19 protein-coding genes are annotated in these 23,235 nt (G+C 70.6%); 10 read left to right on the top strand and 9 right to left on the bottom strand.

The features are described 5' to 3' along the window. Positions 1 to 191: 191 nt before the first annotated feature. From gap to ACIQIB_RS13090, 5 genes are all read left to right on the top strand, one after another. Complete coding sequence (gene gap / locus ACIQIB_RS13110) at positions 192 to 1,196, top strand: type I glyceraldehyde-3-phosphate dehydrogenase (RefSeq protein WP_400653786.1); 1,005 nt, start codon at positions 192 to 194, stop codon at positions 1,194 to 1,196. Positions 1,197 to 1,343: 147 nt separating this feature from the next. Then, positions 1,344 to 2,549, top strand: coding sequence for a phosphoglycerate kinase (locus ACIQIB_RS13105; RefSeq protein WP_363611958.1), 1,206 nt, complete (start codon positions 1,344 to 1,346; stop codon positions 2,547 to 2,549). A gap of 4 nt (positions 2,550 to 2,553) precedes the next feature. After that, positions 2,554 to 3,339, top strand: a complete 786-nt coding sequence (gene tpiA, locus ACIQIB_RS13100) for a triose-phosphate isomerase (RefSeq protein ID WP_363611960.1) — start codon at positions 2,554 to 2,556, stop codon at positions 3,337 to 3,339. A gap of 87 nt (positions 3,340 to 3,426) precedes the next feature. Further along, complete coding sequence (secG, locus tag ACIQIB_RS13095; RefSeq protein WP_363611962.1) at positions 3,427 to 3,663, top strand: preprotein translocase subunit SecG; 237 nt, start codon at positions 3,427 to 3,429, stop codon at positions 3,661 to 3,663. 204 nt (positions 3,664 to 3,867) lie between these two features. Continuing rightward, entirely contained in the window at positions 3,868 to 4,155 is a 288-nt protein-coding gene (locus tag ACIQIB_RS13090) for an RNA polymerase-binding protein RbpA (RefSeq protein ID WP_030308030.1), read from the top strand. 80 nt (positions 4,156 to 4,235) lie between these two features. Here ACIQIB_RS13090 and pgl read toward each other — a convergent pair whose 3' ends face one another. The 5 genes from pgl to tkt form a co-directional block, all read right to left on the bottom strand. Further along, positions 4,236 to 5,024 (bottom strand): 6-phosphogluconolactonase, encoded by a 789-nt coding sequence (gene pgl, locus ACIQIB_RS13085; protein WP_363611964.1) that lies wholly within the window; start codon positions 5,022 to 5,024, stop codon positions 4,236 to 4,238. Next, positions 5,021 to 6,181, bottom strand: coding sequence for a glucose-6-phosphate dehydrogenase assembly protein OpcA (gene opcA, locus ACIQIB_RS13080; protein WP_400757853.1), 1,161 nt, complete (start codon positions 6,179 to 6,181; stop codon positions 5,021 to 5,023). Before opcA ends, pgl begins: the two co-directional genes overlap by 4 nt. Next, positions 6,178 to 7,767, bottom strand: coding sequence for a glucose-6-phosphate dehydrogenase (zwf, locus tag ACIQIB_RS13075; protein WP_363612024.1), 1,590 nt, complete (start codon positions 7,765 to 7,767; stop codon positions 6,178 to 6,180). Before zwf ends, opcA begins: the two co-directional genes overlap by 4 nt. A 61-nt stretch (positions 7,768 to 7,828) precedes the next feature. Next, on the bottom strand, positions 7,829 to 8,968 hold the full coding sequence (gene tal / locus ACIQIB_RS13070) for a transaldolase (protein WP_400757851.1): 1,140 nt from the start codon (positions 8,966 to 8,968) through the stop codon (positions 7,829 to 7,831). A gap of 99 nt (positions 8,969 to 9,067) precedes the next feature. Then, positions 9,068 to 11,167, bottom strand: coding sequence for a transketolase (gene tkt, locus ACIQIB_RS13065; protein ID WP_363611970.1), 2,100 nt, complete (start codon positions 11,165 to 11,167; stop codon positions 9,068 to 9,070). Positions 11,168 to 11,643: 476 nt separating this feature from the next. On the opposite strand from tkt, the gene ACIQIB_RS13060 reads away from it, so the two are divergent. Next, a complete protein-coding gene (locus tag ACIQIB_RS13060) occupies positions 11,644 to 12,585 on the top strand; it encodes a heme o synthase (RefSeq protein WP_363611972.1) in 942 nt (313 codons plus the stop codon). Between the two features lie 79 nt (positions 12,586 to 12,664). Here the strand turns inward: ACIQIB_RS13060 and ACIQIB_RS13055 are convergent, their stop codons facing one another. Further along, positions 12,665 to 13,306, bottom strand: coding sequence for a DUF2461 domain-containing protein (locus ACIQIB_RS13055; RefSeq protein ID WP_363611974.1), 642 nt, complete (start codon positions 13,304 to 13,306; stop codon positions 12,665 to 12,667). A gap of 72 nt (positions 13,307 to 13,378) precedes the next feature. Between ACIQIB_RS13055 and ACIQIB_RS13050 the strand changes: the two genes are divergently transcribed. After that, positions 13,379 to 13,714: a hypothetical protein gene (locus ACIQIB_RS13050; RefSeq protein WP_363611976.1), complete on the top strand. Its 336-nt coding sequence runs from the start codon at positions 13,379 to 13,381 to the stop codon at positions 13,712 to 13,714. 88 nt (positions 13,715 to 13,802) lie between these two features. Here the strand turns inward: ACIQIB_RS13050 and ACIQIB_RS13045 are convergent, their stop codons facing one another. Beyond that, entirely contained in the window at positions 13,803 to 14,792 is a 990-nt protein-coding gene (locus ACIQIB_RS13045; protein ID WP_400757885.1) for a heme A synthase, read from the bottom strand. 221 nt (positions 14,793 to 15,013) lie between these two features. Here ACIQIB_RS13045 and ACIQIB_RS13040 point away from each other — a divergent pair, with 221 nt between their 5' ends. The 3 genes from ACIQIB_RS13040 to ACIQIB_RS13030 all read left to right on the top strand — a co-directional run bounded on the left by ACIQIB_RS13040 (position 15,014) and on the right by ACIQIB_RS13030 (position 19,905). Then, positions 15,014 to 16,348, top strand: a complete 1,335-nt coding sequence (locus ACIQIB_RS13040; RefSeq protein ID WP_400653797.1) for a choice-of-anchor A family protein — start codon at positions 15,014 to 15,016, stop codon at positions 16,346 to 16,348. Positions 16,349 to 16,649: 301 nt separating this feature from the next. Then, on the top strand, positions 16,650 to 17,369 hold the full coding sequence (locus ACIQIB_RS13035) for an LAETG motif-containing sortase-dependent surface protein (RefSeq protein WP_400757848.1): 720 nt from the start codon (positions 16,650 to 16,652) through the stop codon (positions 17,367 to 17,369). Between the two features lie 349 nt (positions 17,370 to 17,718). Continuing rightward, positions 17,719 to 19,905, top strand: a complete 2,187-nt coding sequence (locus ACIQIB_RS13030; protein ID WP_400757883.1) for a HelD family protein — start codon at positions 17,719 to 17,721, stop codon at positions 19,903 to 19,905. 222 nt (positions 19,906 to 20,127) lie between these two features. Here the strand turns inward: ACIQIB_RS13030 and ACIQIB_RS13025 are convergent, their stop codons facing one another. Next, positions 20,128 to 21,183, bottom strand: a complete 1,056-nt coding sequence (locus ACIQIB_RS13025; RefSeq protein ID WP_400757846.1) for a glycosyltransferase family 4 protein — start codon at positions 21,181 to 21,183, stop codon at positions 20,128 to 20,130. Between the two features lie 223 nt (positions 21,184 to 21,406). Beyond that, positions 21,407 to 22,735, bottom strand: coding sequence for a hypothetical protein (locus ACIQIB_RS13020; protein WP_400757844.1), 1,329 nt, complete (start codon positions 22,733 to 22,735; stop codon positions 21,407 to 21,409). Positions 22,736 to 23,235 lie beyond the last annotated feature (500 nt).

Here is a 23,235-nt window from a genome sequence, read left to right as displayed (position 1 = left end):
GGACCAACTGCCCGCAAGGCCAAGGACGGAAGCCCTGCCCGCGCCCTCTTGACACGCCACGCCAAGGGCTCCGGCCCGGCCTGATGTGCCCTCCCAGGCCTTGGAGAGGTAGGGTCATGGGTGGTCGGGGACATCCCAAATTTCACCCCCGTCGGCATAGCTCCGGCGTACCTAACGAGGAGATCGGTTTCGTGACGATCCGGGTAGGCATCAACGGATTCGGCCGCATTGGCCGCAACTTCTTCCGTGCGGTTCAGGCCCAGGGCGCGGACATCGAGATCGTCGGTGTCAACGACCTGACCGACACCAAGACCCTGGCGCACCTGCTCAAGTACGACTCCATCCTGGGCACCTTCCCCGGCGAGGTCTCGCACACCGAGAACAGCATCACCGTCAACGGCAAGACCTTCAAGGTCATCGCCGAGCGTGACCCGGCCAACCTGCCCTGGGGCGAGCTGGGCGTCGACATCGTCATCGAGTCGACCGGTATCTTCACCAAGGCCGAGGCTGCGAAGAAGCACGTCACCGCCGGTGCGAAGAAGGTCATCATCTCGGCGCCCGCCACCGACGAGGACGTCACCATCGTCATGGGCGTCAACGACGAGAAGTACGACGCCGCGAAGCACACCGTCATCTCCAACGCCTCCTGCACCACCAACTGCGTGGCGCCGCTGGCCAAGGTGCTGAACGAGAACTTCGGCATCGTCAAGGGTCTGATGACCACGGTGCACGCGTACACCAACGACCAGGTCACGCTGGACTTCCCGCACAAGGACCTGCGTCGCGCCCGCGCCGCCGCCCTGAACATCATCCCGACCTCCACCGGTGCCGCCAAGGCCACCGCGCTGGTGCTGCCGGAGCTGAAGGGCAAGCTGGACGGCACCTCGCTGCGCGTCCCGGTCCCGACCGGTTCGATCACCGACCTGGTCGTCACCCTGGAGCGCGAGGTCACCGTCGCGGAGGTCAACGAGGCCTTCCAGAAGGCCTCCGAGGGCTCCCTCAAGGGCATCCTGCAGTACACCGAGGACCCGATCGTCTCCTCCGACATCGTGAACTCGCCGTTCTCCACGATCTTCGACTCGCTGATGACCATGGTCCAGGGCAACCAGGTCAAGGTCTTCGGCTGGTACGACAACGAGTGGGGCTACTCGAACCGTCTCGTCAACCTGACCACCCTCGTCGGCGGCCAGCTCTGACGCAGCGGGAGCTGACGTGATGTAGGGGTGAGGGCCCGGACGGCGTGTGCGGCCATCCGGGCCCTCGCTCTGCGCTCCCTCACCCCTCGGCGGCCCGGTGCAGTGCCGCCCCTCTGCACCACATCTCCCCAGGAGACCCGGAGACCTGTGAAGACCATCGAAGACCTCGACGTCGTCGGCAAGCGCGTGTTCGTCCGTGCGGACCTGAACGTCCCGCTGTCCGACGGCACGATCACCGACGACGGCCGGATCCGCGCCGTCGCCCCGACCATCGCCAAGCTCGTCGAGCGCGGTGCGAAGGTCGTCGTCGCCTCCCACCTCGGCCGCCCCAAGGGCGAGCCGGACCCGCAGTTCTCCCTCGCACCGGTGGCCGTCCGCCTTGGTGAGATCCTCGGCCGGTCGGTGTCCTTCGCGACCGACACCGTGGGTGAGAGCGCGAAGGCCACCGTCGCCGCCCTGGCCGACGGCGAGGTCACGCTGCTCGAGAACCTGCGCTTCAACGCCGGTGAGACCAGCAAGGACGACGCCGAGCGCGGCGCCTTCGCCGACCGGCTGGCCGAGCTGGCCGACCTGTACGTCGGCGACGGCTTCGGCGCGGTGCACCGCAAGCACGCCTCGGTGTACGACCTGCCGGCCCGCCTGCCGCACGCCGTCGGTGACCTGATCGCCACCGAGGTGGGCGTGCTCAAGCGCCTCACCGAGGAGGTCGAGCGCCCGTACGTGGTCGTGCTCGGCGGCTCCAAGGTGTCCGACAAGGTCGGCGTGATCGACAACCTGCTCGGCAAGGCCGACCGCATCCTGATCGGCGGCGGCATGGCGTACACCTTCCTCGCGGCCCAGGGCCACGAGGTCGGCATCTCGCTGCTGCAGAAGGACCAGATCCCGACGGTCCTGGACTACCTGAAGCGCGGCGAGGAGAACGGCGTCGAGTTCGTGGTGCCGGTGGACGTCGCCATCTCCGGGAGCTTCCCGGACACCAGGACGCACGCCCCGGTCGAGGACTTCGAGATCGTCGACGCGGACAAGATCCCCGCCGACAAGGAGGGCCTGGACATCGGCCCGAAGACCCGCGAGCTGTTCGCGGCGAAGCTGGCCGACGCCCGGACGGTGTTCTGGAACGGTCCGGTGGGCGTCTTCGAGCACCCGGCCTTCGCCGAGGGCACCAAGGCCGTCGCGCAGGCCCTGCTCGACAGCGACGCGTTCACCGTGGTCGGTGGCGGCGACTCCGCCGCGGCCGTCCGCATCCTGGGCTTCGACGAAACGAAGTTCGGGCACATCTCGACCGGCGGTGGCGCCAGCCTTGAGTACCTGGAGGGCAAGACCCTTCCCGGTCTCGCCGCCCTGGAAGGCTGAGGCAATGACTGAGCGTCTCCCGCTGATGGCGGGCAACTGGAAGATGAACCTCAACCACCTTGAGGCCATCCAGCACACCCAGAAGCTGGCCTTCGCGCTGGCCGACAAGGACTACCAGGCCGTCGAGGTCGCCGTCCTGGTGCCGTTCACCGATCTGCGCTCGGTGCAGACCCTGGTCGACGGCGACAAGCTGAAGATCAAGTACGGCTCGCAGGACATCTCGAAGCACGACTCCGGTGCGTACACCGGTGAGGTCTCGGGCCCGATGCTGTCCAAGCTGAAGTGCACCTACGCGGTGATCGGCCACTCGGAGCGCCGGCAGTACCACGGCGAGAACGAGGAGATCGTCAACGCCAAGGTCAAGGCCGCCTACCGCAGCGGGATCACCCCGATCCTGTGCATCGGCGAGCCGCTGGAGATCCGCAAGGCCGGCACCCACGTCGAGTACACCCTGGCCCAGCTCGACGGCGGCCTGCAGGACGTCCCGGCCGACCAGGCCGAGTCGATCGTGGTCGCCTACGAGCCGGTCTGGGCGATCGGCACCGGCGAGGTGGCCACCCCGGAGGACGCCCAGGAGGTCTGCGCGGCCATCCGTCGGCGGATCGCCGAGCTGTACAGCGCCGAGTTGGCCGACAAGGTCCGTGTGCTGTACGGCGGTTCGGTCAAGTCCTCCAGTGCGGCCGGCCTGATGGCCAAGCCGGACATCGACGGCGGCCTGATCGGCGGTGCCTCCCTGGACGCCGACGAGTTCGTCAAGATCGTGCGCTACCGTGACCAGGCAGTAGGCTAACGCCGCCGCAGCAACGTAGGCTTTGGGGCCGGACCGCCGTACGCGGCCCGGCCCCTTCGCCGAAGATACGAGAGAGTTGGTCCCGTCGTGGTTATCGGGTTCTCGATTGCCCTGATCATCTTCAGCCTGCTGATGATCCTCCTGGTGCTGCTGCACAAGGGGAAGGGCGGCGGCCTGTCCGACATGTTCGGTGGCGGCGCGATGTCCACCGGTGGCGGTTCGGCGGTGGCCGAGCGCAACCTCGACCGCATCACGATCATCGTCGGCGGCGCCTGGTTCGCCTGCATCATCGTGCTCGGCCTGGTGCTGAAGTACAAGAGCTGAGGTATTCCTGACGCCCCGTCGCCCCAGCGCCTATCCTGGGAGCGGCCGGGGCGGATGCGGTGGTGGTGGAACCTTAACTGCTGCTTACACTAGGACGACTTCGCCACCGACGCGCACCGCGGCGGGTCGGCGCACCAGCACGCAGGGAGTCAGACCGTGGCAAGTGGCAATGCCATCCGTGGCAGCAGGGTCGGAGCCGGCCCGATGGGCGAGGCGGAGCGCGGCGAGTCCGCCCCGCGCAACCGGATCTCCTTCTGGTGTGCCAACAAGCACGAGACCCGCCCGAGCTTCGCCGCCGAGGCCGTCATCCCGGACACCTGGGACTGCCCGCGCTGTGGCTTTCCGGCCGGTCAGGACGAGCACAACCCACCGGCTCCCTCGCGCAACGAGCCGTACAAGACCCACCTCGCCTACGTCCGCGAGCGGCGCACCGACGCCGACGGCGAGGCGATCCTCGCCGAGGCGCTGGCCAAGCTGCGCGGCGAGATCTGAGCCCGGGGCCGGTACCCGGTCCAACGCCGAAGGGCGTCACCGTCGAACGGTGACGCCCTTCGGCGTTTCCTGCCCGGCCGTCAGGCCGAGGCGGGCGGGTACAGCTGCGGCGGGATCTGCGCCGCCGCGGCGCGGTCGAGCAGCCACAGGGTGCGGCCCCGCCCGTACGCGCCGGAGGCGGGCGCCTGGATCTCGCCGGGGCCGGACAGCGCCACCGCGACGGCGTCGGCCTTGTCCTCGCCCGCCGCCAGCAGCCAGACCTCGCGGGCCTCCCGGATGGCCGGGAGGCTGAGCGAGATCCGGGTCGGCGGGGGCTTGGGCGCACCGCGGACACCGATCACCGTCAGCTCGGTCTCCCGTACGCCCGGGTGCTCGGGGAAGAGCGAGGCGACATGGGTGTCCGGGCCGACGCCGAGCAGCAGCACGTCGAAGCAGGGCACGCCGAGCCGGTCGCCCGGCCCGGCGGCCTTCGCCAGCTCCTCGGCGTAGCGGGCCGCGGCGGCCTCCACGTCCGAGCCGTCCACGCCGTCCGAGGCGGGCATCTCGTGCACCCGCGCCGGGTCGAGCGGAACGGCGTCCAGCAGCTCCGCGCGGGCCTGGACGGCGTTGCGCTCGGGGTCCTGGGAGGGCACGAAACGCTCGTCGCCCCACCAGAGGTCCAGCCGGGCCCAGTCGACCGCGTCCCGGGCCGGGGAGGCGGCGATGGCGGCCAGCAGGGCGTTCCCGTTGCGCCCGCCGGTGAGCACCACCGAGGCGGTGCCGCGGGCGGCCTGGGCGTCCACGATCCGGGTGATCAGCCGGGCCGCGGCCGCCTGCGCCATCAGCTCCTTGTCCCGGTGGACGACCAGCTGCGGGGTGGCGGCGGTCACGAGTCGCTCCGCTTGGTGGTGCGCTTGGCCGCCTTGGCGGGGGCCTTCTTCGCCGCCGCAGGCTCCGCGGCCGGGGCCGCGCTCTCCACAGCCGCCTTCTCCGCAGCCGCCTTCTCCGCGGTGAGCACCGCGGCCGTCACCCGGGCCGGGTTGGCGACGGTGGCCTCGGCGACGGTGGCCTCGGCGATCGCGTGGGCGACCTTCTCGGCCGCCGCCGTCTCGGCGTTGGCCGGCTCGCGCAGCCGCTCCACGGGGGTGCGTACGGCCGTGGCGTAGATGTCGTCCGGGTCGAGCCGGCGCAGCTCCTCGGCGATCAGCTCGGACGTCTCACGACGCTTGAGCGCCACCTGGCGGTCCGGGGAGCCGGGCATCGAGAGGGTGCCCATCAGGCCGTCCGGGCGGTCCAGGGTGATGTCCCCGTCCGCGGTGCGCAGGTGCACCGCGGTGATGCCGGGGCCGCCGGTGACGACCCGCTCGACCGGCACGTGCAGCCGGTTGTGCAGCCAGAGGCCGAGCAGCTCCACGCTGGGGTTGTAGGACTCGCCCTCGACCACCGCGGAGGTGATCCTGGCGGGCCGCTGGTCCAGCGCGGCGGCCAGCATCGAGCGCCAGCCGGTGATCCTGGTCCAGGCCAGGTCGGTGTCGCCCGGGGTGTAGCTCTGGGCCCGCTGGGCGAGCTGGCCGACCGGGGACTCGGCGGTGACGGCGTCGGTGATCCGGCGCTGGGCGATCGAGCCCAGCGGGTCCTGCGCGGGGTGGGCGGGGGAGTTCTCGGGCCACCAGACCACCACCGGGGCGTCCGGCAGCAGCAGCGGCAGGACGACCGACTGGGCGTGCGCGACGAGCTCGCCGTGCATGCGCAGGATGACCGTCTCGCCGGAGCCGGCGTCCGAGCCGGCCAGGATCTCGGCGTCCAGACGGGTCTCGGCGCGGGCCCGGGGCGAACGCCCGGCGCGCTTGATGACCGCCAGGGTGCGCGAGGGGTGCTCGCGGGAGGCGTCGTTGGCGGCCTTGAGGGCGTCGTACGCGCTGCCCTCGTCGGTCACGATCACCAGGGTGAGCACCATGCCGGCGGCGGTGGAGCCGCTGATCCGGCGCGCCTCCATCAGGGCTGCGTTGATCTTGCTGGACGTGGTGTCCGTGAGGTCGATCTTCATGGCCGGCGCCAGCTCCTGCCGTCTCGTGCGAGCATCTCGTCCGCCTCGGCGGGGCCCCAGGTCCCGGCCGGGTACTGGGCGGGCCTGCCGTGGGTGTCCCAGTACCGCTCGATCGGGTCGAGGATCTGCCAGGAGAGCTCGACCTCCTGGTGGCGCGGGAACAGGTTGGCGTCGCCGAGCAGCACGTCGAGGATGAGCCGCTCGTACGCCTCCGGGCTGGACTCGGTGAAGGACTCGCCGTAGGCGAAGTCCATCGTGACGTCGCGGACCTCGAAGGAGGTGCCCGGCACCTTGGAGCCGAACCGCACCGTCACGCCCTCGTCCGGCTGGACCCGGATGACCAGGGCGTTCTGCCCCAGCTCCTCGGTCGCGTAGGAGTCGAACGGCAGGTACGGGGCGCGCTGGAAGACCACCGCGATCTCGGTGACCCGGCGGCCGAGCCGCTTGCCGGTGCGCAGGTAGAACGGCACACCCGCCCAGCGGCGGTTGTTGATCTCCAGCTTGATGGCCGCGTAGGTGTCGGTCTTGGAGTCCGGGTCGATGCCGTCCTCGTCGAGGTAGCCGCCGACCTCCTCGCCGCCCTGCCAGCCGGCCGCGTACTGGCCGCGCACGGTGTGCCGGCCGAGGTCGGCCGGGAGCTTGACGGCGCTGAGCACCTTGAGCTTCTCGGCCACCAGCGCCTTGGGGTGGAAGGACGCCGGCTCCTCGATGGCGGTGAGCGCCATCAGCTGCAGCAGGTGGTTCTGGATGACGTCCCGGGCCGAGCCGATGCCGTCGTAGTAGCCGGCGCGGCCGCCGATGCCGATGTCCTCGGCCATCGTGATCTGGACGTGGTCGACGTACGACCGGTTCCAGATCGGCTCGAACATCTGGTTGGCGAAGCGCAGCGCCAGGATGTTCTGGACGGTCTCCTTGCCCAGGTAGTGGTCGATCCGGAAGACCTCGTCCCGGGGGAAGACCTCGTGGACGATCCGGTTCAGCTCCTGGGCGCTCTCCAGGTCGTGGCCGAAGGGCTTCTCGATGACGGCGCGCCGCCAGGAAGCCCTGCTGGGCCCCTCCTGCCCGTTGGCGGGCGAGGAGGGCGGATCGGCCAGACCGTGCTTCTTCAGCTGCTGGACGACGGTCGGGAAGAACTTCGGCGGGACGGAGAGGTAGAAGGCGAAGTTGCCGCCGGTGCCCTGCGCCTTGTCCAGCTCCTCGATGGTCTCGCGGAGCTTGTCGAAGGCGTCGTCGTCGTCGAAGGTGCCGTGGACGAAGCGCATGCCCTTGGCGAGCTGCTGCCAGACCTCTTCGCGGAACGGGGTCCGGGCATGGTCCCGGACGGCGTCGTGGACCTCCTTGGCGAAGTCCTCGTCGTCCCACTCGCGCCGGGCGAAGCCGACGAGCGAGAAGCCCGGCGGCAGCAGACCGCGGTTGGCCAGGTCGTAGATGGCCGGCATCAGCTTCTTGCGGGACAGGTCGCCGGTGACTCCGAAGATGACCAGACCGGACGGCCCCGCGATGCGCGGGAGCCGTCGGTCGGCGGGGTCACGAAGCGGGTTGACGGGGGCCGGCGGACCATCGCCGGCGTCCGATTCGGACGTCAACTCGGGGTAGTCAGTGCTCACTGAAGGGGCTCCGCTTTCGTGCGCTGGCTGTGAGCGGGGGTCACTTCTCGTCGGCGAAGGAGGCGAGCGAGGCGGTGACGGTGTCGAGCAGCTCGTTCCAGGACTGCTCGAACTTCTCGACGCCCTCGTCCTCCAGCACCTGGACCACGTCGTCGTAGTCCACGCCGGCGGCGGCGATGGCGTCCATCACGGCCTTGGCGTCGGCGTAGTTGGGGACGATGGTGCCGCCGGTGATCACGCCGTGGTCGCCGGTGGCGTTCAGGGTGGCCTCGGGCATGGTGTTGACGGTGCCCGGGGCGACCAGCTCGGTGACGTACAGGGTGTCCGGCAGGGCCGGGTCCTTGACGCCGGTGGAGGCCCAGAGCGGGCGCTGCGGCTTGGCGCCGGCGGCCTCCAGGGACGTCCAGCGGTCGCTGCCGGCGGTCTTGCCGTCGACGCTGCCGAAGACCTCCTCGTACGCCTGGTAGGCGAGGCGGGCGTTGGCCAGGGCGGCCTTGGAACGCAGCTGCCGGGCCTCGCCGCCGATCTTGTCGAGGCGCTTGTCGATCTCGGTGTCCACGCGGGAGACGAAGAAGGAGGCGACCGACTCGATCTGGGAGAGGTCCAGGCCCTTGGCCTTGGCGGCCTCCAGGCCGGTCAGGTAGGCGTCGATGACCGCGCGGTAGCGCTCCAGCGAGAAGATCAGCGTGACGTTGACGCTGATGCCCTTGCCGATGACCTCGGCGATCGCGGGCAGGCCGGCCTTGGTGGCGGGGATCTTGATGAACACGTTCGGGCGGTCGACCAGCCACCACAGCTGCTTGGCCTCGGCGATGGTGGCGGCGGTCTCGTGGGCCAGCCGCGGGTCGACCTCGATGGAGACCCGGCCGTCGCGGCCGTTGGAGGCGTCGTAGACCGGGCGCAGCACGTCGGCGGCGTCGCGCACGTCCGAGGTGGTGATCATGCGGACGGCCTCGTCGGTGGTGACCTTGCGGACGGCGAGGTCGCGCAGCTGGCCGTCGTAGGAGCTGTCGCCGCCGCCGATGGCCTTCTGGAAGATGGTGGGGTTGGTCGTGACACCCACCACGTGCTTGTTCTGCACCAGCTCGGCGAGGTTGCCGGTGTTCAGCCGCTTGCGGCTGAGGTCGTCCAGCCAGATCGCCACGCCTTCGTCGCTGAGGCGCTTCAGTGCGTCAGTCATGGTGCTTCAGTCCTTACTTCTCTTTGTCTGTCTGTCTGTGGGGTCGTCAGACCGGCCGGGGGGCCCGATGTGCGGTCGGGCACCCCCGGCCAAGGGCCGTCAGCGGTTGACGGCCTCGAGCGAGCGCAGCGCGTTGTGCGCCTCGGCCACCACGGCCTCGGCGGTCAGGCCGAACTCCTGGAACAGCACCTTGTAGTCGGCGGAGGCGCCGAAGTGCTCCAGCGAGACGATCCGGCCGTGGTCGCCGACCAGCTCGCGCCAGCCCTGGGCGATGCCGGCCTCGACCGACACCCGGGCCTTGACGGTGGGCGGCAGCACGCTGTCGCGGTAGGCCTGGTCCTGCTCCTGGAACCACTCGAAGGACGGCACCGAGACCACGCGGGTCGCGATGCCCTCCGCCTCCAGGACCTCGCGGGCCTTGACGGCCAGCTGGACCTCGGAGCCGGTGCCGAGCAGGATCACCTGCGGGACGCCGTTGGAGGCCTCGGCCAGGATGTAGCCGCCCTTCGCGGTGCCCTCGGCGGAGGCGAACACCTCGCGGTCGAAGGTCGGGACGTTCTGGCGGGTGAGCGCCAGGCCGACCGGGCCGGGGTGGCTGGTCTGCCGCTCGATGACGGTGCGCCAGGCGACGGCCGTCTCGTTGGCGTCGGCCGGGCGGACGATGGACAGGCCCGGGATGGCGCGCAGCGAGGCCAGGTGCTCCACCGGCTGGTGGGTCGGGCCGTCCTCGCCGAGGCCGATCGAGTCGTGCGTCCAGACGTAGGTGACCGGCAGCTTCATCAGCGCGGCCAGGCGGACGGCCGGGCGCATGTAGTCGGCGAAGACCAGGAAGGTGCCGCCGAACACGCGGGTCCGGCCGTGCAGCGCGATGCCGTTCATGGTCGAGCCCATGGCGTGCTCGCGGATGCCGAAGTGGATCGTCCGGCCGTACGGGCTGGCGCTCTTCAGCGGGTTGCCCTCGGGGAGGAAGGAGCTCTCCTCGTCGATGGTGGTGAGGTTGGACTCCGCGAGGTCGGCCGAGCCGCCCCACAGCTCCGGGATCACCGCGCCGAGCGCCTTGAGGGTCTCGCCACTGGCCTTGCGGGTGGCGACCTCCTTGCCGGACTCGAAGACCGGGACGGACTTCTTCCAGCTCTCGGGCAGCTCGCCGGCCTGGATGCGGTCGAACTCGGCGGCGCGCTGCGGGTGGGCGGCGCGCCAGGCGTTGAACGACTGCTCCCACTCGCCGCGGGCGGCCTTGCCGCGCTTGATCACCAGGCGGGCGTGCTCGATGACCTTGTCGCTGACCTCGAAGGTCTTCTCCGGGTCGAAGCCCAGGACCTTCTTGGTGGCGGCGATCTCGGCGGCACCGAGCGCGGAGCCGTGCGCCTTGGCGGTGTTCTGCGCGTCCGGGGCGGGCCAGGCGATGATGGTGCGCATCGCGATGATCGACGGGCGGGAGGTCTCGGCCCTGGCCGCGTCCAGCGCCTCGGCGAGGGCGGCCACGTCGATGTCGCCGTTGGACCTCGGGGTGACCCGCTGAACGTGCCAGCCGTACGCCTCGTAGCGCTTGAGGACGTCCTCGGAGAAGGCCGTCTCGGTGTCGCCCTCGATCGAGATGTGGTTGTCGTCGTAGAGCGCGACCAGGTTGCCGAGCTTCTGGTGGCCGGCGAGCGAGGAGGCCTCGGCGGAGATGCCCTCCTCCAGGTCGCCGTCGGAGACGATGGCCCAGATGGTGTGGTCGAAGGGGGACTCGCCGGCCGGGGCGTCCGGGTCGAACAGACCGCGCTCGAAACGGGCGGCCATCGCCATGCCCACGGCGTTGGCGATGCCCTGGCCGAGCGGGCCGGTGGTGGTCTCGACGCCCGCGGTGTGGCCGTGCTCGGGGTGGCCCGGGGTGCGGCTGCCGGCGACCCGGAAGGCCTTGAGGTCGTCCAGCTCCAGGCCGTAGCCGGAGAAGTAGAGCTGGGTGTAGAGGGTCAGGCTGGTGTGCCCGGGGGAGAGGACGAAGCGGTCGCGCCCCACCCAGGCCGGGTCGGTCGGGTCGTGGCGCAGGAAGCGCTGGAAGATCAGGTACGCCGCGGGGGCCAGCGACATGGCCGTCCCGGGGTGTCCGTTGCCGACCTTCTGGACCGCGTCCATGGCCAGCACACGGGCAGTGTCCACCGTCCGCTCGTCCAGCTCGGACCACTCGAATGCATTCGTCGGCGTCGTGCTCACCCTGTCTCAGGGCTCCTTCCGTTGTGAAGAGTGACCCCGTGAAGGGGACCGGGTCGGCCACGTCGCTGTGGCCCGACGCTTGGGTGGTGCCGGTCACGGAGGGTAGATCCCGCTTCTTCGTGCGAGCCTACCGTCCGGGCCGGGGCTCACCCTCCGTGGTTGCACAACCCACGTGTCCGGGCCACCATTCCCCGTCCGGGTGGACAGAGTCTGTGTCCAGCCTCGCCCAGGTTCGGGCGGTTTGCCTCCCCGGCGCGCGGACGGGGGAGTTCCGGCCTCCGGAGGGCCGCGGAGGCATCCGTCCAGGCCACCGCGGCGGGGTTCACCCGGGGGTGTGCGATCCGCCCCGCCGGGGGACCCCGGAGCCGGTGGGGAGATATGGAGCGTCTAAGGTGGCGTGGTACGCGCAGGGCGGACGATTCGGGAACTTTGTTCCGGTGGACGCCTGCGAAGGTTCATCTTCAGTTGGGGTGTTAGTGACCGCCGTCGAATCCCGTCCCGCCGGGGTCACCGGGGCGACGCCTGCGCACCGGCCGTTCGGGGCCCGTGTCGGCGCATTCGTCGCTCTGACCAAGCCTCGGATCATCGAACTGCTGCTGATCACCACCGTGCCGGTGATGTTCCTGGCGCAGCGCGGTGTTCCGGATCCGCTGCTGGTGCTGGAGGTCGTCATCGGCGGCTACCTCTCGGCGGGCGGCGCCAACGCGCTGAACATGTACATCGACCGCGACATCGACGCGGTGATGTCGCGGACCGAGCGGCGGCCGCTGGTCACCGGCATGGTGTCGCCGCGCGAGGCGCTGGTCTTCGGCATCGCGCTGGCGATCGGCTCCACGGTCTGGCTGGCCTACTTCGTCAATGCGCTGTCGTCGCTGCTGGCGCTGTCGGCGCTGCTGTTCTACGTCTTCGTCTACACGCTCGGCCTGAAGCGGCGCACCGCGCAGAACATCGTCTGGGGCGGGATCGCCGGCTGCATGCCGGTGTTCGTCGGCTGGGCGGCGGTCACCAACTCGGTGTCCTGGTCGGCGCTGGTGCTCTTCCTGGTCATCTTCTTCTGGACGCCGCCGCACTACTGGCCGCTGTCGATGAAGGTGCGCGAGGACTACGAGCGGGCCGGCGTGCCGATGCTGCCGGTGATCAAGGGCAACCTGGCGGTCGCCAAGCAGATCGTCATCTACTCCTGGGTCATGGTCGCCGTCTCGCTGGCGCTGTGGCCGCTGGCGGAGACCAGCTGGCTGTACCCCGTCTCGGCGGTGCTGCTGGGCGCGGCCTGGCTGAAGGAGGCGCACGGGCTGTACGCCCGCGCCAAGGCCGGGGTGGTGGGCGCCAAGCTGAAGGAGATGCGCCTGTTCCACTGGTCGATCACCTATCTGACGCTGCTGTTCGTGGTGATCGCGGTGGATCCGTTCGTGAAGTAGAAGTAGGAGCCGCACCCGAAGGGCCCCGGTCGTCGACCGGGGCCCTTCGGCGTTCTTGCGCGGCCGTTCGGCGGTCCGTTCAGCGGCGCGGCAGACCACTCGGCCCGACGTGGCCGTCCAGCCAGTCCTTGAGGGGCTGGGAGGCGCGCAGGAAGCCGGTGATCCGGCGGTGGGCGGCCCGGGTGCCGAGCCACTCGGCGGGCGGCCACTCCTGCCAGGCGATCAGCCCCTTGTGGCGCAGCAGCTCGATCCTGGGGTGGTCCCTGGGGTAGCCGCGCGGGGCGGACTTCAGGCTGTCCCGGCCGACGACCTGGGGGCCGGCCGCGCGGACCCGGGCGATCACCCGCTCCAGCTCGGCGCCGCCGACGTCCTCGGCGACGGCCGCCCGGTAGCGCTCCAACTGGTCGGCCGCCAGCTGGTAGAGGCCGTTGCCGCAGGCCAGGCCGTCGGCGGAGAGCTGGATGTAGCCGCCGGCCGCCAGATGGGCGCCGATGTGGGTCTTGTACGGGGACTTGTCGGCGCTGAACCGGACGTCGCGGTTGGGCCGGAAGATCTTTCCCGGCCCGAACTCGGGTTCCAGCTCGGCCAGCAGCCGCTCCATCGGCTCGCGGACGGCCTGCTCGTACCGGGCCTTGTGGGACTGCCAGAAGGTCTTGGAGTTGTCGGCCTCCAGGTGCTCGTAGAAGTCGAGCGCCTCGGCCGGCCAGCCTTGGAAGGTCACCGTTCCAGTATGTGGCCCGGTGCACAGCCCGCTCCCGTCGCCAGCTCCGCTACCGATGGGTAGCATGCGGGCATGAGCAGCGCAGAGACCGCCACCACCGCCGCGCCGGACGCCCGCGCCGAGCGCCGCGCCAAGCGCATCGCCAAGCACCTCAGCAGCTTCGCCCGGCAGCACGGCGGCAGCGCCGACGGCGTCGTCGAGTACATGGGCTCCATCGGCACCCGGATCGTGGTGGTCGGCGCGGACGGCGCCTGGGGCGACCAGGTCGCCCCGAGCTACGCCGTCGGGCGCCGGGCCGCCGAACTGGCCGGGGTGACCCTGCACGACAGCTTCGAGGGCGAGCTGGGCCTCCGGGTGAAGACCGGCCCGTACGAGTGGAAGCGGATGGCCGGCATCCAGCTCGGCTGATCCCGCGTACGGCGACGGCCCGGGCCCCGCTTCGGGGGCCCGGGCCGTACTGCCGTTCCGGCCGCTCGCCGGCCGCCTGTCGGCCGCCTCAGACCGTGGCGGCCTGCGGGGCCTGGGTCTGGGCCTGGGCCGGCAGCGGGGTGGCGGGCGCGTCCTCGCGGACCCGCAGCGCCAGCGGGATGCGCAGCGCGGCGATCCAGGTCAGCGTGGCGCCCAGCATGTGCAGGCCGACCAGGATCTCCGGCACGTCGGTGAAGTACTGGACGAAGCCGAGCACGCCCTGGACCAGCAGCACCGCGAACAGCTCGCGGGCCCGGGCGCGGGCGGCCGGCGGGGCCTTCACGGCGGCGAAGACGAAGATCACCGCGATCGCCAGGCCGACCGAGACGAACGCCAGGTCGGCGTGGACCTGGGTGAGCCGGTCGTAGTCGATCGGGATCCGGGGGACGAGCTTGTTGTCCTTGGGCGTCCCCGGGTGGTGGCCTGCGCCGGTCACCAGCGTCCCGGCCGCCACCAGCAGGCCGATCACGGTGACCAGGACGTACGACAGCTGGACGATCGGGCGGGCCACCGCCGGCCGCGGCGGGCCGTCGCCCTCCTTCGTCCGCTCCCACATCAGCAGCGCGACCCAGACCAGGCCCATCGCGGCGATCAGGTGCAGCGCCACCGTGTACGGGTTGAGGCCGGTCAGCACGGTGATGCCGCCGAGTACGGCGTTGCTCATCACCAGCCAGAACTGCGCCCAGCCCAGCTTGGTCAGGCTTCGCCGCCAGGGCCGGTGACAGCGGGCGGCCAGGATCGCCCAGCCGACCGCGGCGCTCAGCACATAGGTGAGCATCCGGTTGGTGAACTCGACGATGCCGTGGAAGCCCATCTCGGGCGTCGGCGTCAGGCTCTCGTCGGTACAGCGGGGCCAGGTGGTGCAGCCGAGGCCGGAGGCGGTGAGCCGGACGGCGCCGCCGGTCACGACGATCACCACGCTCATCACCAGCGCGGTGAACGCGGCGCGCCGGACCATGGCGGCGGACGGCTGCCAGCGTTCGGCGAGCAGGGAGAAGGGGGTACGCACGGGGTCAATCGTAGGCGGCCTTACAGGCGATCTTGGGGCGGGGCGGTGCCGCGCGGCCGGTTCTTTCCGGGTTTGCCTTCGAGGCAAGGCCGGTGGGCGCAAACGGGACTGTTCGGACATGGTGGTCATTGGTCTTGACCAATCACCCGTTTGGCCGAAAGAGTGCGGTTTGGTCCATACCTTTTTAGGGACCACTCCCACCCCCCGCACCTCAAGCGGAGATCCTGCACATGCGCATACACATACCCGCCGCTGCGCTCGCACTCGGCGGATCCCTTGCCCTGGCCGGTCTCATCGCCCCGGCCGCCCACGCCACCGGCTCCGGCGAGCAGTGCCAGAGCCTCGGAGTGGCCAATCTCTACGGGGAGTTCATCGAGGGCGACGACACCCATACCCCCGACGCCGAAGGCGCGGTGGCGGTCGGCGGCAACGCCAACTTCACCGGCGGCTTCTCGGTCGGTCAGGAGCTCACCCCCGGCCAGATCGCGGCCCTGCCCGGCGGCAACGCGCTGGTCGTCGCCGGCAGCATCACCGGTCACAACACGCAGGTCATGAAGGGGAACGGCGTCTTCGGCTCGAAGGCCAACGCTGCCGTCATCGACGCGCACCAGGGCAAAATCAGCCAAGGTGCCTCCCCGATCGACTTCAAGGCCGAGTTCGCCAAGCTGCGCTCCGCCTCCTCCTCGCTCGCCGCCGCGCCGCAGACCGCCGGTGCCAAGGTCGAGGCGAAGGGTGCGGACCTCTACCTGAGCAGCGGCGACGCCAAGCTGAACAGCTTCACCGTCAGTGCCGGCACGCTCCAGGGCGCCACCAACGTCTTCATCAAGGTGCCGGCCGGTTCGGTCACGGTGATCAACGTGACCGGTGACGCGTACGACATGGCCGCCGCCAAGACCACCGGCTTCCACCTGTGGGACGCGGCCAAGGAGTCCTACGTCCTGGACGACAAGCTCCAGAGCGCCTCCGGCGGGGCCGTCCGGGCCAAGCTGCTCTGGAACTTCCCGACCGCGACCAAGGTGGTCAAGAACAGCCAGGCCGCCTGGGCCGGCACCGTGCTGGCGCCGAACGCCGCGTTCGACCTCGGCAGCGCCGGACCGGTCAACGGTTCGGTGATCGCCAAGTCGCTGACCGGCAAGGGCGGTGCCGAGACGCACCACTACCCGTTCACCGGCTGCCTGCCGACCGTCGTCCCGCCGCCGACCACCGTGCCCACCGTTCCGCCGGTGGTGCCGAGCGGTACGCCGTCGGCGACCACCACCCCGAGCACGCCCGGCACCCCGGGTACGCCGGAGGCCTCGGCGACCCCGGGGGCCTCCGGCAGCCCGTCCGCCCCGGCGAGCGGCCAGCCCAGCCCGGGTGCCTCGGCCAGCCCGTCGGCCTCCGTCTCGGCGGTGGCGAGTGCCGGAGCCTCGGCCAGCCCGTCCGCGGAGGCGAACGCCGGCGGCGGTCTGGCGCACACCGGCTCCGGGCCGGTCGTTCCGCTGGCGATCGGCGGGGCGGTCGTGATCGCCGCCGGTGGCGCGATCGTGGTGGCCACACGTCGCCGGGCGGCCAAGAAGGCCTGACCGCATGCCGATTGATCGTTCATGTTGCCCTCGGTGGTCGAATCGGACCGCCGGGGGCAACACTTTTTGGCCGGTGTGACGGAATCCATTCAAGTTTGCCGAATCGGTGTTGTGCGAGGTGACGGGTGTGATGGGCTGGCCATGCACATCCGGGGGCGGACGGACAGACGAAATCCGGCCGTACGACGGGGTGTGGTGAGGTGCGGGGGTGCCGGTAGAGTCCCCCCGGACAGCCGTAGCGGGCCACCGCCTGACCACTCAACAAGCCTGCTGCACAAGACCGTTCGGAGGGGACAACGAAATGGCGCGACAGCAGCGGCAGCTCGGCATCAGGAGCGCGGCACTCGCGGGAACGGCGGCGGCCGCCGTCCTCCTGCCCGTGGCCCTGGCGACCAACGCCTCGGCGCACATTCCCACGTGGACGACGAGCTGCGACAAGGTCGTGATCGACCTGACCAATTACAGCGACACGAACGGTGTGAAGAACACCGTCAGCCTCACCATCGACGGCGAAAAGGTGCTCGACCAGAAGGAGTTCGGCAAGGAGTACCACGGTGCCTTCCCGGTGAAGGACCACTCCGCGCCGGTCACCGCGACCTTTGTGGTCACGACCACCGAGGACCCGAAGAACAGCGACTGGAACAAGACGGAGACCAGGACGATCGAGGTCTGCCACACCCCGACTCCGACCCCGACCCCGACTCCGACTCCGACTCCGACCCCCACGCCGACGCCGACCCCCACGCCGACGCCGACGCCTACGCCCACCAAGACCCCCACGCCCACACCGACACTCACCCCGACCCCCACGCCCACGCCCACCCGGACCCCGACGCCCACGGCGACGCCCACGCCCAGCCGGACGCCCACCCCGGTGCCCACCACCCCCGGCCCGGTGCTCGCCCAGACCGGTAGCAGCGACGCCACCCCCGCCATCGCGGCGGCCGGCGGCGGTGTCCTCCTCCTCGGCGGCGCCCTCGTCCTGATCACCCGCAAGCGGCGCGGCGGCAACCACAACTGACGTCACGTCGTAACAGGGTGGCCCCTCGCTCGGATGAGCGAGGGGCCACCTTCGTATGCGGCGCAGGCGTGCTGCCGTCGAGCCGGTTTCCTGCGTCGGCAAATGTGTTGACGGTGCGACGGGTAACCCCGAGCTGCCGCTGGACCGGGCGTCGGCCGTGCCCTGCCGCCGGCGGGGCGTGGACGGCATCGTGTCGGGGCCCGGGTCCGGCGCCGGAACTGCAGGCGGGCGGCACGGTGGTGCATCGGAGGTCACATTCCGCCTGGGTCGGTCAATATTTACTTTTCCGGAATCCGTCTGCATAGTGGCGCCTCGAAATATTGGCGGGTTGAGCCGAGAGGGCCTTTTCTTGTCTCAGATCAACGATGTCGCCGCGCGCGAGGTGGAGCTTGAGCGAGTTCAGGTTTCCGTCATAGGCGAGCTGTTCGACGAGCGGCTGGCCGGGGCCCGGGAGGAGCTGGCGCGTGTGCTCGCGTCGCCGGCCGACGGTGCGGGCAAGGCGTACGAGAGGGATGTGGCGGCCGGGCGGCTGGCGGGGGAGGTCCGTCGGCTGGAAGGGGCCGAGGACGGGTTGGTCTTCGGCCGGATCGACCTGGTGGACGGGACCGTCCTGCGGATCGGGCGGCTGGGGCTGCACAGGGATTCGGACGAGCTGCCGGTGCTGGTGGACTGGCGGGCCGGGGCCGCGCGGCCCTTCTACGAGGCGACGCCGGTTCATCCCATGGGGCTGCGACGGCGCCGCCATCTGCGCCTGGCGGGCCGCACGGTGGTGGGGGTGAGCGATGAGCTGTTCGACGGCTCCGCACCCACCGGACAGGACGTGGTCGGCGACGGTCCTTTGGCGGCGGCGCTCCAGGAAAGGCGCACGGGGCGGATGGGGGCGGCGGTTGCCACGCTTCAGGCCGAGCAGGACGCGATCGTCCGGTCGCCGCACCGCGGGGTGACGGTGGTGCAGGGTGGGCCGGGCACCGGAAAGACGGTGGTGGCGCTGCACCGCGCCGCGTACGTGCTGTACGCGTTCCCGAAGGCGGCCGAGCGCGGCGTGCTCGTCGTGGGGCCGAACGCACGGTTCCTCGACTACATCTGCCAGGTCCTGCCCTCGCTCGGGGAGAGCGACGTCGTCCTGGCGACGTGCGAGGAACTGGCCGGCGTCGTACCGGGCGCCGCGGACCCCTTCGAGGTGGCGCGCCTGAAGGGGAGTGCCGCGCTGGCCGACGCGCTGGCCGCTGTGGTCCGCTCACGGCAGGCCCCGGGCGACGACTTCGAGGTCCGGGTCGGGCAGGAGTGGATTCGTCTGTGGGACGGGGATGTCGCACAAGCGCGGGAGTCGGCACAGACCAGTGGTCTCGCGCACAACCGGGGGCGTCGGCTGTTCAAGGAGCTGCTGGTCGACGCCCTCGTCCGTGAGCTTGCCAGCAGTGGCGCCGAGGCGCTGGAACGTATCGACGCCCAGGTCGCGCAACTGACCGGCCTCGACCTCGACCGGGTTGCCGCAGCGGACCTGCGCCGCCTCGGTGTTGACGACGCGCCCGCCACAGGTGCCGACGAATTCGACGCCGACGCCGTGCGCGCCGACCTCCTGGACGATGCCGTGCTCGATCAGGCCGTCGAGGACCTGTGGCCGCGGCTCACGCCCGGCGACGTGGTCCGCGCCCTGCTGACGGACGGCGATGCGACGGCCGGGTGCCTGCGGCAGTTCACCGACGACCAGCGGGCCCTGCTGCGGCGAACGCCCGGTGCGCCCTGGACGGACGCCGATGTACCGCTTCTCGACGAGGCGGCGAGCCTGGTCGACGGCCCGCCCGAGCACGCCTTCGGGCACGTCGTCGTCGACGAGGCACAGGAGCTCACCGCCATGCAGTGGCGGATGATCGTGCGCCGTTGCCCGGGCAGGTCGATGACACTGGTCGGAGATTTCGCCCAGGCGGGCCCGGCGACGGTGGCCCGGGACTGGAAGGAGGCACTCGGCCCGCACCTCGGACGGCGCTTCGACCTGCGCACCCTGACCGTCAGCTACCGGACCACGCAGGAGATCCTCGCCGCCACAGGGGACTTGCTCGCCCGGATCGCCCCGGGCCGGCCGCCGATCCGATCGATCCGGCACGGCGAGGCGCCCCGAACCCTTGCCACGGCCCCCGAATCCCTCGTCACCGCCCTCGTGCGGGAGCTGCGAGAGCAAGGCGCCGCTTACCCGGGCGAGTTGATCGGGGTGATCTGCGCCGATGGCAGGACGGAGCAGCTCGCGGCGGCGGGGATCGAGCAGCATGCCCGACTGGTGCCGGCCTCACAGGCGCGCGGCTTGGAGTTCGACGCCGCCGTCGTGATCGACCCGGACGGGATCACCGCCGCCCGCCCCGGGGGCGAGCGCGACCTGTACGTCGCCCTCACCCGGGCCACCAAGCGACTGTGCACAATCACCGTCCCGCCCACTGTGAAGACCACGGGAGAAGCGCAGCGCCCAGTGACTCGTGAACGGCTAGAGGGCGCGCGGTGCCGGCTCGGCGTGGGTCGGAGGCTGCAAGACCGGGAGAGGTAGGCGCGGCTCCTGATTGTGTCCGAGCCACCGATGCCTGGGGAGGGCGGCTCCGACGGAATGGTGATCGGTCTCCCGTACTCAGCTCAACTGGCCAGTCGCAACAGCGACTCGGCGATATCGACGAGTCCATCCGAAACGAGACCCTTGACGAGCGCGAATGCCGCATGACTTCGCGACGCACCGTCAGAACATCGAGGGAACTCAGTGCGGGGTGGCGGTGCATCACGACGCGCCGACGCCACTTGCGTTGTACGTCCTTCGGCCTGCCGGGTGGAAGGACTTCCGTCGCCTCGGGTCGTGCAGCGACTCGATGGCGTCGCACCAGATGCCGAGATCGGGGGCTGCGCTCAGCTCGTCGGAGCGCGCCTTGGCGCGGCGGGAGGCCCTTGCCCAGTTCTTCGGGTCCTGCAGTGATGCCAGGGAGTGGATCCAGGCGTTCAGGTCGTCGCGGTAGGCGAAGATCCCCGCCTCGCCGAGGGACTCGACCAGCCCGGGGGTGGGGTGGGCGATCACCGGGATGCCGGAGGCGAAGGCCTCCACCGCCACCCGCCCCCAGGACTCGTAGATGCTCGGCATGAGCATCACGCGCGAGCGGCTGTAGACGTGCGCTCGCATCTCCTTTCCGGGTACGCCGTCCACGACTTCGCAGTTGGGCAGCCGCGGTGGCGGCATGACCTGCTGCCCGTAGGCGCCGCGGACCCCGAGGAACCTCCACTCGGGCGTCCATGCGGCGATCTGCCAGAAGAGCTCACCGCCCTTGTCCGCGTTCAGGTTCACCAGCGTCACGCAGTCGCCCGGTTCCGTGCGGTACTCCTCTGCGATCACGGGAGGGCGGACGACGATCGTGTTCCTGGGCAGGAATTCGTCGGGGTAGCGGGCGTAGAAGATCTCGCCGTCCCGCCGGATCCATTCGCTGTTGTAGACGACGAGGTCGGCTCCGGCCGCGTCGTGGAAGCTGGTGGCGAAGTTGTCATGGCAGATCACCACCATGGGTATCCGGCGGGCGGCGGCGAGGCCCGACACCAGGGGGACGTTCTCGAAGTGGGAGAGCAGCACGTCCGCCTTCTGGGCGTCGGCCGCGAAGTCGGTGCCCTCCTGGTACGGGACGACCCGTACTCCGTCGATCTCGTAGCTCTTCTCGATGCTCCCGGGATGGGAGAGCCAGACCGTCACCCGGTGGCCGCGCTCGGCCAGCGGGCGCAGCATCGAGTGGAGCATCCATTCGGAGCCGGCGTTGTGGGCCGGTGGATATCCGTACACCCGGGCCACGACGGACATGCTCCGTGACCTGGGGGGCGCGGCCAGCCTGTGCGGGCGGGATGCCACCGTGTCCACGTGTAAGTACTCCCTCTGGTTGGGATGACGCGATGAGCGGTTCACGCGACCCCGCCCGCAGGGGTCCGGGCCGCGGTCGCACCGCTGACCGGCCCTGCGGGCGGTGGTCCCTTGTGCCGCTGCGACCCGCCGGGGCGAGGGCCCGGCGGACGCTCGGCCTACCGGTCTACCTGTCCGCGACGTGGATGAGCGAGGAGGCCGAGATCTGGTCGCCCACCTGGAAGCTCAGGCTGGTGTCTCCCAGCGGGGCTCCGGCGGCGGCGCTCACCTCGATCAGCGCACCGGACTTCGAGCCCTTTCCGGCCAGCACCAGGTCGATGCCGTCGAAGGTGAGGCTCTGGCCGTCCGGCGACAACGTTCCCTGGTAGGAGCCCAGTTCCTTCCACTGGCCGTCCTGCACGATTCCCAGGATCAGCCGGTCGGCGACCTGCAGACCCTTCCCCTGCGGGATGGTCACACGGACCTTCTGCGGCGGGACACCGCCGTCTGCGACTGCCTGCAGCTCCACCCCCACGTAGCCGGAGGCGCCGCCACGGACCAGGTTCACCGGGCCCCCGGGCGACACCGAGAACCGGCCCTGGGGGCGGGCGGCCGTGTAGCGGTAGTAGACGCTGCCGAGCTGGAACGCGTCCTCCGCCCTGGCCGGGTCCCAACCGAGGCTGCTCACCGAGCCGTCGGGGTTGCTGGACTGCGGCCAGACCAGGAAGCGGTAGTACCCCGGCTTGTCGCCCAGCTGACGGAGGTCGATCGCGGGCAGCGTCACCTTGCGGCCGGTCCCGCTGTCCCGGTGGCCCTCCGCCTTCTGCACCTGCGGGGTCGGGGTGAAACGGGAGGGTGTGCCGTCCTCGTGGACGAGCTGGTAGTACACGTGGTCGCTGCCGTTGCTCGGCACGTCCGGCTCGCCCTGGCGCAGATTGACCAGGTCGATGATGAACTTGTCGCCGGGGATGCGGCCGTTGTCCGAGACGAAGCCGAAGCCGGCCTGGCTGTTGGGCGTGCCGCCCCAGTTGTTGTCGTACGGCAGGCGAACGAACGGCCGTCCCACCTTCTCCGGGTCGCTCTTCTGCCAGGCGCCGGCGACCACCTCGACCTGCGGATTCACCGTGCGGACGTCCCCGTTGTCCAGGATGACGTCGACGCGGATCGGGTAGGTGCGGCTGTAGGCCGGGCGCGGGTCGGCGTCGACGTTGAGGTCGCCGCGGAGGGTGAAGGTGATGAGGTCGGAGTCGTCGAGGAAGGTGAGGTCGATGACCTCGTACTCCTGGTCGATGCCACCGCGGCCGCGCTTGACCTCGATGGCTTCCGTGCCCGCCTGCCCGTTGCCGGTGTACGAGTACCGGATCGTCTTGATCTTCACGCCCATCGGGACACGGATCCGGCCGTCGTAGCGGAACTCGCTGTCCCAGACGGCGAAGCGGTTCGCGTATCCGAGGGTCCGGATGCCGGTCCATTCCACATCCGTGTCGCCGCCCTGGGGTGTCGCGGGAGTGGCCATCTTCGGGTCCTTCCTGGATGGAGTCAGGGTCTCGGGAAGACCCTGATCACGGAATGGGACGAGGGATCAAAAGCGCCCGACCCATGCCGAGTTGCCACGGAACGCGGCGATGTTCCTTCGCGGTGCAGGACAAGGCTGACCCGGCTCGGGGCGCCTGCGGAAGGGGGCTTGGGTGCATATGCTTGCCATTCCCGCCATATGCATGCCCCCCAAGTCGTGCGGCAACCGGCGGCACCGCTCCCATGCGCACCACGCGTGAGCCGGCCGCCGTTCCGCGCGCCCCATGGCGCAGCCTCGGCCCCGCCCGGACCACGGGTACCCCCGTCCCGGAGCCGATCACAATGGCCGGGACCCGTTCGAAGAGAACGGCCGGCGCACCGCGTCGGCGGGAAAGGCGCCAAGCCCCCGAGGTGGTTGCGATCCTCGGCCGCCCCGGAGGATGACCGCCACCTGGCCGTGCTGGTCGGCAAGGGCGGTGGTTCGCTGTGTCTGAACCCCGG

The sequence above is a fragment of the Kitasatospora sp. NPDC092286 genome (assembly GCF_044755565.1).
GTDB lineage: Bacteria > Actinomycetota > Actinomycetes > Streptomycetales > Streptomycetaceae > Kitasatospora.
The sequence above is the reverse complement of the archived record's forward strand: the minus strand, read 5'-3'. Positions and strand labels throughout refer to the sequence as shown.